The sequence below is a fragment of the Macrococcus sp. CoH-51_TC_04 genome (assembly GCF_058188655.1).
Window position 1 is genome coordinate 207,129 of the sequence record NZ_JBVGOY010000001.1, and the last position, 15,363, is coordinate 222,491.

Here is a 15,363-nt window from a genome sequence, read left to right on the forward strand (position 1 = left end):
TTTATCATTATTTAAAATATTTACTTTTATATAACTTTCATCTTCGGATGTTATCTGCCATCTCAATTCATTTCTAGTTTTATTTTATTAAACCAGCCATTTTCGAAATCTTCTTTAGATAATCCTTTTGTATAAGCTTTAGGATTTACAAATTCATCTTGAATAATAGCTAACATTAAATTAACTGAATTAATAATTACTTTATTATTAAATTCAAAAGGTTTAATAGCATTCTTTAAATCATATTCTAATTGAGAAAGTGTAAAAATGTTATTAGCTATCGCAGAGCGATATTTGATTATATCTTTTGAGCTGATAGGTATATTTATGTGTGCATTGTAAAATTCATTGTTCAAAATATACTTTCTGAGTAAGAATGAAATCTGAATCAAGTAAGCAATATTTAAATAATAAAATCCTAAGTTATATTCTTTGTACTGAAAATATATTTCTGAGAGTGTAAAGCATAATGATTTTATTTGGTATATTGATGTATACTTATCAGACTTTAACCAATATTTTATACGATCTGAATATATACCAACTTTAAGATCAAACTCTGAAATACCAGGATGCGTTATATAATAACGATATGCATCTTCTATAGATATGTCAATTCCATGGATAAACTCCAAAAGGAACTCTGTTTCTTTATATACATCAACGTATTCATTATTAATGGTGTAAACCTCAGGCAAATATACAGATGATAAATTAGCATCATTTTCAATTAATCTTAAAACTAAATCTTTTTTATTACCATTTATTCTTAAATTATTTAATTTAAGAATTTCTATTAATTCTGTTTTTTTTAGTTTTGACAAAGTAAGCATTAAGTTAGAATTTTCTAATATAACGCCATCTTTTATTAAATTTTTTAATATGGTCATTGGGTCAATAGGATATATATATGGCCATACTTTTTTACTTAATACAGTGCCTTTAGTTTTTCCGTTAATTAAATGCATTACTAAAAGTTCCAAAGCAGTCAATTTTCTCATCATATGCCTCCTAATAAATAGATATATCTATACTTTTTGTATTTTTAATGGCTCAAAATGAATTAAATAGCCTGAATATCTAACATATAATCCAAACTTCGCTTTATAATCTTCTATTGCTTCATTGAAATGAACACGATCTATTTCTAAGTGTAGGCACATTTCATATATATCGCCCCAAAGCCCTTTTTTGTAGCATTCAATAAGTTTTTCTAAAGGTAGTATTAATTTGTGGCCAAAACGTCGAGCTCTCAACTCTTGTCTAGCTGAATCGACATTGTATTGTTTGTTGTAGACTGACAGAATATCACCATATGAAGTCTCATGGTGGCCAATTTCTTCAGCTAGATGACCGTTTTGAATATAATAATTAAGTTTATTTGTTATTGTAATAATCCCGTTAGGATATTCAAAGTATCTTTCGTATAATCCGCCCATCTTAGCAGGCATATCTTCATCATATTCAATTATCATATTAGGATATGGATCTAACAATTTCTCTCTAAGTTGCATCTTCACAACTCCTTACTTATTGCGGTTTCTTCTTAAGCTGCGTTTCATTTCTATGTATGCTAATATTTCTTCTAGCTCTTCTTCAGTAACATCATCATCAATATGTGCAGCTATAGTTTCAACTTCAGGCATATAAGTTATTTCTTCAAAGCCACCCAATTGGTCTAATGTTACCCCAAAAAACTTTGCTAAAATTTTTGCATGATCTAAGGACGGTGAAGTCTCTCCTTTTTCCCAACGATTCAAAGATGCACGAGAAAATTTTATATTTTCAGGTGACTTTTTATTCAATTCAGAAGTTAAAGTTTCTAGTGAGTAACCTTTCTTTTCTCTTAATGATGTTAAAGTCTTAGAAAATTTAGTCATTTTACGTGCGCCTCCAAAGAAAATTTAAATAATTTAATTTATAAATCTATAATAAGGAAAATTTCTCATTTATGCAAGGTAAATTACAAACTTTTTTCTCAAAAATGAAATAAGTTTGTTGATTTCTCATTTATGAGATGTTAGTATTGGTTTGTACCTCTCACATTTGAGAAGATGAAAGTACAGAAATGAGGTGGTATTTTGAGTGAAACAAGGTATGTAAAACTAAGGATGTTACTTGAAGAAAGAGGTATAAAACATAAAGAAATGGCAGAATTACTTGGAATAAATGTAGGTACATTTAGTCAAAAGATTAATCGCAGAAAAAGTAATTTTACTATGGATGAAGCTATTACTATAGCTAAATATCTGAATGTCAAAATGGAAGATATTTTTTTTGATTAAAATATCTCAAAAATGAGATGAGGAGGATTGTTATGAATCAATTAATACCAATTTCAGAAAATGACACCGGTGAAGTAGTTGTGAGTGGCAGAATGTTACATCAAGCTTTAGAAATTAAAACGGAGTATAAGAAATGGTTTAGCCGAATGACAGAGTATGGATTTGAAGAAAATCAAGAATATATAAGGGTGTCCCAAAAATGTCACACCCCTGGAGGAATTCAAGAAATGACTGATCATGTAATAAAACTCGACATGGCCAAAGAAATTTCAATGATTCAAAGAACTGATCCAGGAAAGAAAGTAAGACAGTATTTCATTCAAGTTGAGAAACATTGGAACAGCCCAGAGATGATTATGAAACGAGCATTACAGATTGCAGACAAGAAGATTATCGCACTTGAAGAGCAGATTAAGCTCGATAAACCAAAGACGATATTCGCAGATGCAGTTTCAGCAAGTAAAACTTCTATTTTGGTCGGTGAGTTAGCCAAGCTTTTGAAGCAGAACGGTGTCGAGATAGGACAGAAACGATTATTCGCGTACTTAAGAGAAAACGGCTTTTTAATCAAGCGCAAAGGCACTGATTATAATATGCCGACGCAGTACTCAATGGAACGTGGCCTATTCGAAATTAAAGAAACATCAATAACTCATTCTGATGGCCACGTATCAATCAATAAGACACCTAAAGTCACAGGTAAAGGGCAGCAGTATTTTATTAATAAGTTTTTAAATAGCGAGGTGAGTTAGATGGAAATCATTATTCCTGATGAATTTATCGAAAAGTTAGTAACCGATAAAGTACATGAAAAGTTAAATGATTTAAAGCTCACTTATTCTACTGTAGATATTTATAAACTTGCTGAGCTTACAGGTTTATCAAGATCTACATTATTGAACAAATACACCTGTAAACCTGAATTTGTAGATATTACTGTTAGAGAAGGTACAAGGGTCCTTTATCTTTACCCAGAATGCATGGAAATCTACAGAAAAATACTAAAGGAGAAACAGATATGAAACTGCCATTAGTATCTATCACAGTAGCAATCGTAGTCTCATATTTCGTTGGTAAAATCGCACAGTATATCACTCTTACCTTTATGGAACATGCAGGAATAATATTATCGCTTACATGCTTTATATTACTCATCGTCGTAAATAGCGAGGTGGTTAGTGATGAATTATAGCGACAGTGCAAGTACTGGAACCTTCACTTTGAAAGGTGGTGAGACATTTGATACTAAAGCATATTATGAAACTGATTAAACCTGAAAGAAAACTGCAGAGGGATACGTTCAAAATTTATGAATATAACATTTGGCAGTATGAGATTAGAAAAATCAGAGAAAGTAAACATTACATTCTTGTTGATTATGGTGTGGATGACGAAAACGAATGTATGTACATTGAGTATTTTATCAGATGAGACATATACAGCATACGATCATACTCAACTATGAAAATAAGGAAAAGCGAAGATGGAGAGAAGACTTTGAGTATTATTCAAAGCGTGACGATGTATATATCATCTATCGAACATTTAGAAACAATTACGGTGGCCAGATTAAGTTCTGCTACAAAAAATAAAAGCACATATCAAAAGATATGCACTCACGTAAACTCGACACTTACATAATAGCATATCTCAAGATATAAAAGGAGATAGTTATGGAAAATTTACCGAGAACATTTTTAGTTAAAAGTCCTATTGCGATTGTGAAAGATAAATTTGATTTCAGATGTATGAGTTTTACTGCAATAAAAGAAAAGTACGAAGAAAAAGTAAGTTTTTACATTCTTCATGATGATACATCTGAACTTGTATTCCGAAAAGACATATTTGAAGAATCATGTTTTTGGGGCATGGATGATGAAGTAGTTACAGCACTTTATGAGTACGTTGAAGAAAACATTACTGAAATGGATAAGTTGTTTACGCAGCTTAAACGATTTGGAATTTAGGAGGACGTGCAATGAATTTAAAATTAAGGCAATTGATCATAAAAGACTTTCAGGGTATCAAGGAACAGTCATTCAACTTCGATGGCCAGAACGCAACAATATATGGCCATAATGGTTCAGGTAAGACAACAACAGCAACTGCGTTACAGTGGCTACTATTCGATAAGAACCTGCAAGGAAAACAGATAGACGTTGTGCCACTAGATGAAGAGAATAACGAATTATACGAATCAATTCCGCACGTAACTGCAGTTTTTGATAAAGATGACCAGAATTTGAAACTCACAAAAGAATCATTTCCAAAGTACATGAAAAACAAGATGACTGGAGCGAAAGAGTATACAAAGTCACGTACAGGCAAGCAGTATATTGACGATGTACCTTTCACGATTACGAACTTCAAGAAAAAGATTAGCGAAATAATCGATGAAGATATTTTCAAGCTAGTGACTAATATTCATACGTTCAATGATCTGCACTGGACAGATAGAAGAAAAATCTTATTTGAAGTATGTGGCCAACTTTCAGACACAGAAATAATAGAGAGTAACAAAGAACTTGAACCACTTGTCGAAATTTTGAAAAACAAATCAGTAGAAGACCAGAAGAAAGTAATCAAGGACAAGCTCAAAAAGACTAACGATGACATTGAAGATATTCCTGTCCGCATCAATGAAGCGACATTATCGAAGGTAGAAGTCACAAATACAGATATCAATGTCGACGAAGTTAAGCAGCAGATTGCTGACTTCGAGAGTCAGATTCATTCAATAAATAACGGTTCAGAAGAAATCGAATTACGCAATCAGATTTCACAAAAGAAGAATGAATTAAAGTTACTTGAACAGAATCATTCAAGCGATAATCAATCGAATATCAATAACTTAAAGTCAAAGCTATCTCTTGAAGAAAGCAATAAACTCAACTTTGAGTCAAAGGTTCGCATGATTAACCAATCAATTAATGATAATAAAACAAATCGTGAATTGAAGTTAAAAGAATATAAAGAAGTCGATGCAGAAATTAAAGAAGTTGAAGCATCAGAACATGTCGCAACTGTAGATGATACATGTACGTGTTGTGGCCAGGCACTGCCACCTGAAAAAATCGAGAGTACAAAGCAAAAAGAGTTAGAGCAGTTCAACAAGAATAAGTCATTGAAGTTAGAACAGCTTAATCAACATAAGCAGACGTTGTTAGAGCAGGGTAAGCAGTTCAAGCCGACAATTGAAAAATTAGAAAGTGATCTGCAAACTGAGCAAAAGAAAGTAGATGACGTTCAAAAGGTTATCGATTCGCTTAAATCACGAATCGAAAGCTTATCAAATGAGCTAATACCTGTTAATGAAACTACTGAATACAAATCAATACTCGAAGAAATCAATCAGTTAAATCATCAAAGAAGTAACATCGCAGAAATGAATAAAGAGAAGGTCAAAGCTATTCGAGAAGAAATCTATAAGTTAGATCAGAAAGTTCTTGAATTCAATAAACATCAAGCGAGCATCGATAACAATAAACGCATTGATGAGCGTATCAAAGAGTTACGCATCCAGGAAGAAGAACTTATCTCGATAAAAGAAGAATTGAATTATCAACTGTACTTAATCGATGAATTTAATCGAACTAAAGTTAAGACGATTGAAGAATCTATAAACAATAAATTCAAGATGGCCAGATTTAAATTATTCGATGAGAAGAAGAACGGAAACATTGAAGAAACATGTATCACGACATTCGAAGGTATCGAATTTGGCAGAGGTTTAAATACTGCAGCAATGATCAACGTAGGTTTAGATATTATCAATACTTTAACTGCACATTATAACGTCTATGCTCCAATATTTATCGATAACGCAGAATCTGTTACGAATGTTTATCAGACTAATTCGCAACAGATTGAGTTGAAAGTTAGCGAAGATGATGAAAAATTAAGAATTAAAACAATCCTTTAATATAAGTTTCAATATATCCTTGAGCAATTGTGCCTAAGGTTTTTAAAGAGAAACTACCGAGATCAGCAGCTTTTTCTTTAGCGAAATTCCATGTTTTTGGTGAACGAATTGTTTCAAGATATTCGTGGCCATAAAAGGTCATGTCAACAATGTAATAATCAAAAATTTCACCATCACCATGTAATTTTTTAGCATTAATAAATCCAGCTTCATTAAGTTTTTTAGTACTGTACAAGTAATCATCAAGAGCAAAACTATCATCTAATTTTAAATCAGATACAGTTTTTAACTCATTAAAATTTAGTTGTTCTTCAATCGCTAACAATAATTGGCGTACACAATCAGGTTTTAGTTGCATAGGTTTCATCCTTTCCATGTAAGTTAATTAAATTATATCAGAAACGAGATGATTAAACTGAATCTCAAGCGAGTAATTGCAATGAATATTCGAGCATATCGAAAATATCATAAGCTAACACAAAAAGAACTAGCAGAAAGAGCAGGCATAACAAGATGTCATTTGAATGACATCGAACACTTAAGAAAAAATATATCAATTCAGACATTAGAGAATATTGCAAACAAGTTAGAAGTTGAACCATACAAATTATTAAGAAATACGGAGGAGATTTAATATGACAAAAGAAATTTTAGTTAAAAATAGCAAGATGGGTGACAACGTATTAGCGAGAGTAAAAGATTTAGAAAGTAAAGGTGATTTAAAGTTTCCTGTAAATTACTCACCTGAAAACGCGATGAAAAGCGCTATGCTGCAACTTCAAGAATTGAAAGGATCTAAAAAAGAAGGTTATAAGCCTGCACTTGAAATCGCAACGCCAAACAGCGTGGCCAACGCGTTAATGGATATGGTTGTACAAGGTTTAAACCCTATGAAAAACCAAGGTTACTTCATTATGTACGGTAGCAAAGTTCAGTTTCAACGTTCATATTTAGGAACTATGTCAGTTACTAAACGAGTGACAGGATGCGAAGAAATTAATGCTGCAGTAATTTTTGAAGGAGATGATATTACGTATAAAACGAAAAACGGTAAAATCGTTGACCTGGAACACTCTCAATCATTTGGAAATCGTGACACTAAAAAGATTATCGGAGCATACTGCACTATTGTATTTAAAGATGAAAGCAGAAACTATACAGAAATTATGACGATTGATGAAATCGAAGAGGCATGGAAACAGTCGACTGCAGTTTGGGAAGGGAAATTTAAAGATGATGGCACGCATAGACGTTTCCCAGTTGAGATGGCCAAGAAGACTATCATTAATCGTACATGTAAAAAGCTATTAAATAGTTCAGATGATTCAAGCCTACTTAAAAATCAAATTTTAGAAAGCGAACAAAGACAACGCAAAGAAGTATTCGATGCAGAGATCGAAGAAAATCAAGCGGTTGAAGTATTAGATATTGATGACATTGAACCTGTAGAAGAAGTTCAAGATGTAACTGAATTTGAAGAAGTTGAAGATGTAAAGCCTGCACCGACTTCAACAGTACCGGAAAACGAAGAAGACCCATTTTAATACAAACTATAGGCAGTGGTTCATCAGGTAACTGTTACAAGATATCTGATGGCCATACTGACCTTTTGCTTGAAGCAGGCATATCATTCAAAGAAATGCAAAAGGCAGTGAAGTTTCAAACTTCTAAAATCAAAGGTTGTTTAATCACTCATGAACATAACGATCATGCAGGATATACAGAACAGTATTTAAAACATGGAATAGAATGTTATGCGACAAAAGGAACGTTAGAAGGAATTAATTTAGAGCATCACAGATTGTATGAAGTTGAGTATAAGAAAACTTTTAAAATTGGTACGTGGTCGATAATGGCTTTCAGAGTAAATCATGATGCGAAAGAGCCCTGCGGTTATCTGCTAAAGAGTATGCATGGATATAAGCTGCTATTCGTTACTGATACTTACTACTGTCAGTATAAGTTTCCAGGCATCACGCACATGATGCTAGAAGTTAATTATATCTATGAAGAGATGCAGAATAACGTTCAGAACGGTTCACTGCATCCTGGACTGGCTCGACGAATTATGAAATCGCATTTCAGTTTAGAACATGCAGTAGGATTCTTAAGAGCGACAGACACTACTCAATTAAAAGAAGTACATCTGATTCACCTATCGAACTCAAATTCTAATGCAGCAGTTATTAAAGAAAAAATACAGGAAGTAGCAGGTGTACCTGTCTACGTAGGAGGCAAATATAAATGAATGATTGTAATTTCATAGGACGAATAACAAAGGATCCTGAATACAGAGTGACATCATCTGGAAGCGAAGTGGTTAGTTTTGATTTAGCAGTGCAACGTAAGTATAAAAATCAAAATGATAAATACGAATCAGATTTTATTAGATGCGTTGCATTTAAGAAGACAGCTGAATTTATTAATAACTACGCTAAAAAAGGATATGTCATGTCAGTTAGTGGTGAGATGAGAAATAACAACTACGAAGATCAGAACGGAGTCAAACATTACGGAATGCAGCTAATAGTGAATAACGTTGATTCTCAAGTGCTATTTTTAAATAAAAAGCAAGATGATGGCCAACAACAGCAAAGCAGTCAATCATCTTATACTCAACCGCAGACAACGACAGGACAGAATCATAATCCATTTAATAATGCTACAGGTCCAATTGATATCAATGATGATGATTTACCATTCTAATTCAATCAGTTAAGAAAGAGGTGATTAAATGACTGGTTGGATTAAGTTGCATCGTCAGATTATGGAACATTGGATTTGGGAAGATGCAGAGCGTTTTAAATGGTGGATGGAAATCCTATTATTAACGAATCATACAGATAAGAAAACAGTAATCGGAAATAACGTTGTAACTATCGAACGTGGTACATTTCACACCTCTGAATTGAAGTTAGCAAGTAGATGGGGAGTTTCAAGAAACAGGGTAAGACGTTTTTTAGAACTCCTGGAACAAGACGGTATGATATCCACTAAAAAGACAATAAACGGAACAACGGTTAAAGTGCATAACTACAACGTTTATCAAGGAAAAGAAGAGCAAAAAAAACAGCCTATGAAACAACAGACGGAACATCAAATGGAACAACAGACGATACAACAGACGGAACATCGAACGGACAACGAACGATACAAGACTAAGAATGTAAAGAATGATAAAGAATTAAAGAATGTAAAGAATATAAGAAGTAGTAGTAACAACGACGACTTCAGAACAGTTGTGAGCATGTATCAAGAGAACATCGAGCTTAATCCTGCACCTGTGACATTCCAGAAAATACAACAAGACTTTAGTGATTACGGTAAAGACATCATGATATATGCGATTGAAAAATCAGCATTAAGAAATAATCACAACTACTCATTCATTAATTACTTATTAAACGATTGGAAGAAGCAGCAGCTAACGACAGTTGATGAAATTAAACAGAGCGAACATAACTTCGAGTTTAAAAAGCAATCAACTTATTCTAAGCAGAATCAACAAAAAGAAATGACACCGTCCTGGATTAATCAGGAGAATACTCAAAAACACGACATCGATGAAGAAGAGCTTGAAAGAGAACGTCAGAAGTTACTCGAAGAATTGAATAGCAGTTGGGAGGCATAGCAATGGTTATAGACATAATCAAACTCAATTTTGACGACTTCAAAGAAATATATAACAACTATATTGTAAAGCGCAGAAAACCAACGGAAGACCATATAAATAAAGTTCTGTATGCATTTAATGATGCAGGACTGATTATAAGCTTGGAAGTGAGAGAGGACATAATCATCGGGATATTTAAAACAGAAGATGAAGTCTATGATCATTACGAACATAATACACAATTAAAATTAGTATAGGAGGAAATGAAATATGATTAAAATGACAAATAAATTATTTCTTAAGTTTAGAGAGAAACAAGAGGTTTTGGATGCTGAGATTAGAGAGAAGCATGATATCAGTCCAGATGAATGGTTAGAGGACTTAGATATCAATCATAAGTTAGCACTTCGTGGAGAGGTAGCAGAGTTCATAAATGAAGCACGTGATCAGTGGAAGTACTGGAAGAAGAAAAAGCCAAACATGGAACAGCTAATTGATGAAGCAGTCGATGTTATTCATTTTCTGCATCTCATGATGAACAAAAGACATTTCGATTTAAATTGGAAGGTAGCATATTTAAATAAACGTATTGAGCATTTCAGAGCTTTAACATACAGAGGTAGAAATGAAAAGACATTTGAGAAGATTGAGCCTGATTATAGAAAATATCTCAATTACATGTATAACGTTGATACTAATGAAGATTTGATTGATACTTATGCAATTCTATTAGTTGTACTTGATTACTATAACTTTACGTTGCAGGACATCGAAACAGCATATGATACAAAGCACAAGCTAAATCGTTTGAGACAGGAGAATGGATACTGATGAAGACGACAATCAAATCTAATGAGTACTTGAAGCAGTTCAGCAGGACAGTTAAGCAGTCGCTAGAAAAGATTAAAGCGAAAGTTAAATGCGATGAGTGAAAAAAGGTCCAAGTATAATGCCAAGAAGTCCACCTTTGATGGAATCACATTCGATTCAGCTGTAGAGTGCGACTATTATAAATTTCTTCTCGAACAGAAAAAGAAAAGAAAAGTAATCGATATTAAGTTGCAGCCGAAATACGAGATCATTCAAAAGGTGGCCAACTTCCGAGCAACAAACTATGTCGCAGATTTTGAAGTCACGTTACCAGGTGGCCACATTACTGTTATTGATATTAAAGGAATGGCCACATCGGACGCAAAACTTAAACGTAAGCTATTCATGGTCAAATATCCGCATATGGAACTACTTTGGATATGTAAGGCTCCAAAGTATCACACTGATGATACAGGAGAAGAATGGATAGAGTACGACGAACTCAATAAGTTGAGACGTAAAAGAAAAAAGTTAAAACAGATGGAGGATAAGGAAAAATGAAGAATATCGATTTAAATTTGAATACGATTCTAGATGGTGCAGTTCAAGAACAGTTCGATTTAGCAATGGAAGAAGTACTTAAGAATATTCACGATCCTAATACAGACCCAGGTAAAGCACGAAAGGTTACAGTTACATTTAATATTTCATCAAATCCTGCACGTGAGACGTTAAATGTTGAAGTAGATACGAAAACTTCACTCGTAGGAAAACAGCCTGTAATGGCTACGCTTTTAACAGGAGAAGATGCAACTGGAGTACATGCTCGAGAGTTGAAATCAGGAGCGAAAGACCAGACGTATTTCGATGATAACGGAACAGTTAGAGAAGATGACGGAAAGCCAGTAGAAAAAGAAAGTAACGTTACACCTATTAAAAATAAGAAAGCATTATTTAAATAAAAAGGAGACTGATGGATATGTTAAAAGAAGCAATGGAATGGATTAGAGCGAATACCGCAAGCGTTGAGATGCTAAAAATTAATGGTCAAGAATACTCGAACAGAGAGTTGTATAAATTACAAGAGCCAGTTCGTAGAGAGTTAAATGTCACAACATTGACTGGATTAGTTGATTATATTAAGTCTGCATTTGATGGTAAGGAAAAATATATCATAACAGTATTAAGCGAAAGCCATGTAATCATTGAATCTAAGCTCAACAGTAATAAAAGACGTGAAATTATCGTTACGTCTAATGCACAAATTCCAAAAGTAACATTAAATGAGTTTATCGACCTGGAAAAGTTCAATATTCAATTACAGTCAGTATTTGTGCCTAATGAAGAAAGAGCAACAGTACTGAGTCTGATCGGAAACATCAAGACTGAAAATGTATCAAATACAGGGGACGACGGTATCAGTCAGATGGTAGAAGTGAAACGTGGCGTTACTACTGTTAAGAAAGAAGAAGTACCGAATCCAGTTTATTTAAAGCCTTTCAGAACGTTCACTGAAATCTCTCAGCCTGAATCAGCATTTGTACTACGTATAAAAGAAAGCCCGTCATATGGATTACAAGCAGCACTTTTTGAAGCAGACGGCGGAGCATGGAAGAACGAAGCTATTTTAAATATTAAAGAGTACCTGGAAGAAGAACTCAAAGATCATAAAGAAAGAATCACGATTTTAGCATAAAAAAGAGCCTTACTCGGCTCGTGATTTATATATTCGACAACTATATTATATCACGTTAGGAGGCTCATATGAGAGATTTATTGATAGAGTATATACAATCATCCAAAGAACTAAAAGAGCGCATAGAATCATTTAAATTAGAGAATAAAGACATACTTGATGCATATAAAAAAAGTAAAGGTAAGAATAAAGGTAAAAATCAGACTGCAGCATGTCCAGTGATGAATGAATTGAACATATTGAATAACATGTATAACGAACAATTATTCATTATTGAGTGGCTACGTTCAGGGCATAATCCAAACGAGCACAGAGCCATCGACAAACGTACAGTATATTTAGTTGATCATAAAGTCCTGGAATCAGTAATCGATGATAATCACTACAAGAAAGTATCATTCGATGAGTATGATGATTATATTAAAGATGCGAATAATAATATAAGTCATGCTTTAGGGAGATTGAGTAAGAGAGAGCTTGAAGTATTCTTGATGATTGACTGCGAGAAGATGAGTTTTCAAGACGTGGCAGAAATATTAAACCTGGCAAAAGGCTCGATACAGAAATTTTACGAGAGAGCCAAGGAGAAAATAGCGAAAGAAGTCGATTATAACTTGTTTCTTCTGTAAAGTAAAAATACTTGTCGGTGTCTTACGAAATATACATTTATGTAAAGTAAAAATGCTTTACACCTCCTAAAGTGATTAATTGTTTACAATCCACCTAGTAATTTCTAGGTGGTTTTTGTATTATTAAACTGTACATGTTAATGTACTGATAAATTGCAAAGGGAGAAGATATTATGACGAATCAAACTTTAATAGATTTATTCGAAGGTATTTATGAAGAAGATGTGTATTATATGTTTCAATCAAGTGACAATGAATTACGTATTTTTATTTTAGAATTACTAGAAAAATTAAAGCTAGAACCAGAGAAAAATGAAGATTTTTTATTTTTAAATTTATTAAGAGATGAATCAATATCTTTAAAGGTTAATCAAATTCTCATTTTTATCGGAAATGATTTATATGTTATCAATAAGAACGAAGAAGATAAGGGATATCAACTAGAAGTTATACTTAATTTTGAAGTAGAATCTATAAAAGTACAGACGAATAGTAAATATCACTTAGAAATAGATTCGATAGAATTAAAAATTTCGGGTTATAACTTTAAAATTGATGAAACTTTAAATCAAGAACATTTAATAGGGTTAGTTAACAAGGTAAAAGAATTATAAAGTTGAACACTCACTTTTGTGGGTGTTTTTTTGTACGAAAATTTATTAAGCAATTAGCGTGAAAGTTGGTGGTAAGTGAAGTGAAACTTACAGGGAAACAAGAACTATTTGTCAATGGATTGGTTGAGGGCAAGTCGCAATATCAAGCGTATATTGATGCAGGATACTCAGTCGATAACAAAGCAAGGAGTACTATTGACGAGGCTGCAAGTCGATTGATGAAAAATAGCAAGATTTTAGCAAGATACAACGAATTAAAGTCAGAACTCAAAGATAAAGCGTTGTGGACAAGAGAGGAATCAATTAATGACCTCAAATGGATTAAAGAACAATCACGTAAGACAATCGAGGAATATGGCGAAGTTAAACACGCTCCTGCTACTGCTTATTTAGGTGCTATAACCGAACTGAATAAATTAGGTGTCCTTTACGATCTAGAGGTTGAGAAACTTAAACTCAATATTGAGAAACAGAAGAAAGAACTCGCTAACGATCAGTCGACAGAAGATAAGATTGCATCACTTATGGATAAATTGGATGTGAGTATCAATGCTGAATGAACTTTACACTGAAAAACAAATTCAGATACTCAAAGACACATCTAAACGTGATTGGTTCATGTTGATTAATCATGGTGCTAAGCGTACAGGTAAAACGATACTCAACAATGATTTATTCTTACGTGAGTTGATACGTGTGAGGGAAGTAGCGAATAAAGAAGGTGTAGAGACACCTCAGTACATTCTTGCAGGTGCAACGCTAGGAACGATACAGAAGAACGTACTAATAGAACTTACGAATAAATATGGATTAGAATTCAAGTTTGATAAATATAATTCGTTCATGTTATTCGGTGTGCAGGTCGTGCAGACAGGGCATTCTAAAGTGAGTGGTATTGGTGCAATACGTGGTATGACTGCTTATGGCGCATACATCAATGAAGCATCACTTGCACACGAAGAAGTATTCGATGAGATTAAATCACGTTGTAGTGGTTATGGTGCAAGAATATTAGTTGATACGAACCCTGACCACCCGGAACATTGGCTACTCAAAGATTATATTGAGAATACAGATGCTAAAGCAGGTATACTCAGCTATCAATTTAAGCTTGATGACAATACGTTTCTGAATGAACGATATAAACAGTCAATCAAAGCGAGTACGCCATCAGGCATGTTCTATGAGCGAAATATCAATGGTATGTGGGTAAGTGGTGACGGTGTTGTGTATTCTGACTTTGATTTGGAACAGAACACAATTACTGCCGATGAACTAAACGAGATACCGATGAAGGAATACTTCGCGGGTGTCGATTGGGGGTACGAGCACTATGGTTCAATCGTTGTTATGGCTAAAGATTTTAAAGAGAATCTATATCTTATTGAAGAATATGCACATCAACATAAATTTATTGATGAATGGGCGATGATTGCAAAAGATATAGAAGAAAGATACGGAAAAATTCCTTTTTATTGCGATACTGCAAGAACTGAACATATCAAGAAGTTTAAAGATGAAGGTATTAACGCAGTTTACGCAAATAAAAATCGTATGGCAGGTGTAGAGCAGGTAGCTAAGTTATTTAAACTTAATTGCCTGTTTGTTGTATATGGTCGTATGGATAGATTTAAACAAGAAATATATAAGTATGTATGGGATAAAAACACTGGAGAACCTATTAAAGAGTTCGACGATGTATTAGACGCATTTAGATACGCTGTTTATACTCATACGTTCCATCAAACACCACTATCAACAAACGACTTGATGAACATTAAGAGTCTTTTTTAA

25 protein-coding genes are annotated in these 15,363 nt (G+C 33.4%); 21 read left to right on the forward strand and 4 right to left on the reverse strand.

All coding sequences use genetic code 11. The features are described from left to right. Positions 1–62: 62 nt before the first annotated feature. The 3 genes from ACZ2V4_RS00965 to ACZ2V4_RS00975 are packed head-to-tail and all read right to left on the reverse strand — an operon-like array spanning position 63 to position 1,880. The gene (locus tag ACZ2V4_RS00965; protein WP_490514385.1) at positions 63–1,001 is read right to left on the reverse strand and encodes an SAP domain-containing protein; all 939 of its coding nucleotides are present in this window, start codon (positions 999–1,001) and stop codon (positions 63–65) included. A 27-nt stretch (positions 1,002–1,028) separates the two neighbouring features. Continuing rightward, positions 1,029–1,514 (reverse strand): ImmA/IrrE family metallo-endopeptidase, encoded by a 486-nt coding sequence (locus tag ACZ2V4_RS00970; RefSeq protein WP_490514386.1) that lies wholly within the window; start codon positions 1,512–1,514, stop codon positions 1,029–1,031. A 12-nt stretch (positions 1,515–1,526) separates the two neighbouring features. Next, the gene (locus tag ACZ2V4_RS00975; RefSeq protein WP_490514387.1) at positions 1,527–1,880 is read right to left on the reverse strand and encodes a helix-turn-helix transcriptional regulator; all 354 of its coding nucleotides are present in this window, start codon (positions 1,878–1,880) and stop codon (positions 1,527–1,529) included. Between the two features lie 201 nt (positions 1,881–2,081). On the opposite strand from ACZ2V4_RS00975, the gene ACZ2V4_RS00980 reads away from it, so the two are divergent. The 7 genes from ACZ2V4_RS00980 (at position 2,082) to ACZ2V4_RS01010 (ending at position 6,207) form a co-directional block, all read left to right on the forward strand. Continuing rightward, entirely contained in the window at positions 2,082–2,285 is a 204-nt protein-coding gene (locus ACZ2V4_RS00980; RefSeq protein ID WP_232781080.1) for a helix-turn-helix domain-containing protein, read from the forward strand. 32 nt (positions 2,286–2,317) lie between these two features. Continuing rightward, positions 2,318–3,037, forward strand: a complete 720-nt coding sequence (locus tag ACZ2V4_RS00985; protein ID WP_490514388.1) for a phage antirepressor KilAC domain-containing protein — start codon at positions 2,318–2,320, stop codon at positions 3,035–3,037. Further along, entirely contained in the window at positions 3,038–3,307 is a 270-nt protein-coding gene (locus ACZ2V4_RS00990) for a hypothetical protein (protein ID WP_490514389.1), read from the forward strand. After that, complete coding sequence (locus ACZ2V4_RS00995; RefSeq protein WP_490514390.1) at positions 3,304–3,477, forward strand: hypothetical protein; 174 nt, start codon at positions 3,304–3,306, stop codon at positions 3,475–3,477. Before ACZ2V4_RS00990 ends, ACZ2V4_RS00995 begins: the two co-directional genes overlap by 4 nt. A gap of 117 nt (positions 3,478–3,594) precedes the next feature. Next, complete coding sequence (locus ACZ2V4_RS01000) at positions 3,595–3,750, forward strand: hypothetical protein (protein ID WP_490514391.1); 156 nt, start codon at positions 3,595–3,597, stop codon at positions 3,748–3,750. A 208-nt stretch (positions 3,751–3,958) separates the two neighbouring features. Beyond that, positions 3,959–4,252: a hypothetical protein gene (locus ACZ2V4_RS01005; RefSeq protein ID WP_101031075.1), complete on the forward strand. Its 294-nt coding sequence runs from the start codon at positions 3,959–3,961 to the stop codon at positions 4,250–4,252. Positions 4,253–4,263: 11 nt separating this feature from the next. Then, entirely contained in the window at positions 4,264–6,207 is a 1,944-nt protein-coding gene (locus tag ACZ2V4_RS01010; RefSeq protein WP_490514392.1) for an AAA family ATPase, read from the forward strand. Here the strand turns inward: ACZ2V4_RS01010 and ACZ2V4_RS01015 are convergent. Beyond that, complete coding sequence (locus ACZ2V4_RS01015; protein WP_490514393.1) at positions 6,191–6,565, reverse strand: DUF2513 domain-containing protein; 375 nt, start codon at positions 6,563–6,565, stop codon at positions 6,191–6,193. The genes ACZ2V4_RS01010 and ACZ2V4_RS01015 overlap by 17 nt on opposite strands. Positions 6,566–6,646: 81 nt before the next feature. Between ACZ2V4_RS01015 and ACZ2V4_RS01020 the strand changes: the two genes are divergently transcribed. From ACZ2V4_RS01020 to ACZ2V4_RS01085, 14 genes are all read left to right on the forward strand, one after another. Then, positions 6,647–6,841, forward strand: coding sequence for a helix-turn-helix domain-containing protein (locus tag ACZ2V4_RS01020; RefSeq protein ID WP_490514394.1), 195 nt, complete (start codon positions 6,647–6,649; stop codon positions 6,839–6,841). Between the two features lies 1 nt (position 6,842). Next, the gene (locus tag ACZ2V4_RS01025; protein ID WP_490514395.1) at positions 6,843–7,751 is read left to right on the forward strand and encodes a recombinase RecT; all 909 of its coding nucleotides are present in this window, start codon (positions 6,843–6,845) and stop codon (positions 7,749–7,751) included. A gap of 65 nt (positions 7,752–7,816) precedes the next feature. Further along, positions 7,817–8,455, forward strand: coding sequence for an MBL fold metallo-hydrolase (locus ACZ2V4_RS01030; protein WP_490514396.1), 639 nt, complete (start codon positions 7,817–7,819; stop codon positions 8,453–8,455). Beyond that, on the forward strand, positions 8,452–8,913 hold the full coding sequence (locus tag ACZ2V4_RS01035) for a single-stranded DNA-binding protein (protein WP_490514397.1): 462 nt from the start codon (positions 8,452–8,454) through the stop codon (positions 8,911–8,913). The genes ACZ2V4_RS01030 and ACZ2V4_RS01035 overlap by 4 nt, the downstream gene beginning before the upstream one ends. 28 nt (positions 8,914–8,941) lie before the next feature. Further along, on the forward strand, positions 8,942–9,838 hold the full coding sequence (locus ACZ2V4_RS01040; RefSeq protein ID WP_490514398.1) for a DnaD domain protein: 897 nt from the start codon (positions 8,942–8,944) through the stop codon (positions 9,836–9,838). A gap of 2 nt (positions 9,839–9,840) precedes the next feature. Next, positions 9,841–10,077 (forward strand): hypothetical protein, encoded by a 237-nt coding sequence (locus ACZ2V4_RS01045; protein WP_490514399.1) that lies wholly within the window; start codon positions 9,841–9,843, stop codon positions 10,075–10,077. A 13-nt stretch (positions 10,078–10,090) separates the two neighbouring features. Then, positions 10,091–10,651, forward strand: coding sequence for a dUTP diphosphatase (locus tag ACZ2V4_RS01050; protein WP_490514400.1), 561 nt, complete (start codon positions 10,091–10,093; stop codon positions 10,649–10,651). A 93-nt stretch (positions 10,652–10,744) separates the two neighbouring features. Next, positions 10,745–11,191, forward strand: coding sequence for a DUF1064 domain-containing protein (locus ACZ2V4_RS01055; protein ID WP_490514401.1), 447 nt, complete (start codon positions 10,745–10,747; stop codon positions 11,189–11,191). Next, on the forward strand, positions 11,188–11,592 hold the full coding sequence (locus tag ACZ2V4_RS01060) for a replication terminator protein (RefSeq protein ID WP_490514402.1): 405 nt from the start codon (positions 11,188–11,190) through the stop codon (positions 11,590–11,592). Before ACZ2V4_RS01055 ends, ACZ2V4_RS01060 begins: the two co-directional genes overlap by 4 nt. A 17-nt stretch (positions 11,593–11,609) precedes the next feature. Next, entirely contained in the window at positions 11,610–12,326 is a 717-nt protein-coding gene (locus ACZ2V4_RS01065; protein ID WP_490514403.1) for a hypothetical protein, read from the forward strand. Between the two features lie 68 nt (positions 12,327–12,394). Continuing rightward, on the forward strand, positions 12,395–12,955 hold the full coding sequence (locus tag ACZ2V4_RS01070) for a sigma factor-like helix-turn-helix DNA-binding protein (RefSeq protein ID WP_490514404.1): 561 nt from the start codon (positions 12,395–12,397) through the stop codon (positions 12,953–12,955). A gap of 173 nt (positions 12,956–13,128) precedes the next feature. Then, complete coding sequence (locus tag ACZ2V4_RS01075; RefSeq protein WP_490514405.1) at positions 13,129–13,569, forward strand: hypothetical protein; 441 nt, start codon at positions 13,129–13,131, stop codon at positions 13,567–13,569. A gap of 80 nt (positions 13,570–13,649) precedes the next feature. Continuing rightward, a complete protein-coding gene (locus ACZ2V4_RS01080) occupies positions 13,650–14,129 on the forward strand; it encodes a terminase small subunit (protein ID WP_490514406.1) in 480 nt (159 codons plus the stop codon). Continuing rightward, positions 14,119–15,363, forward strand: coding sequence for a PBSX family phage terminase large subunit (locus tag ACZ2V4_RS01085; protein WP_490514407.1), 1,245 nt, complete (start codon positions 14,119–14,121; stop codon positions 15,361–15,363). Before ACZ2V4_RS01080 ends, ACZ2V4_RS01085 begins: the two co-directional genes overlap by 11 nt.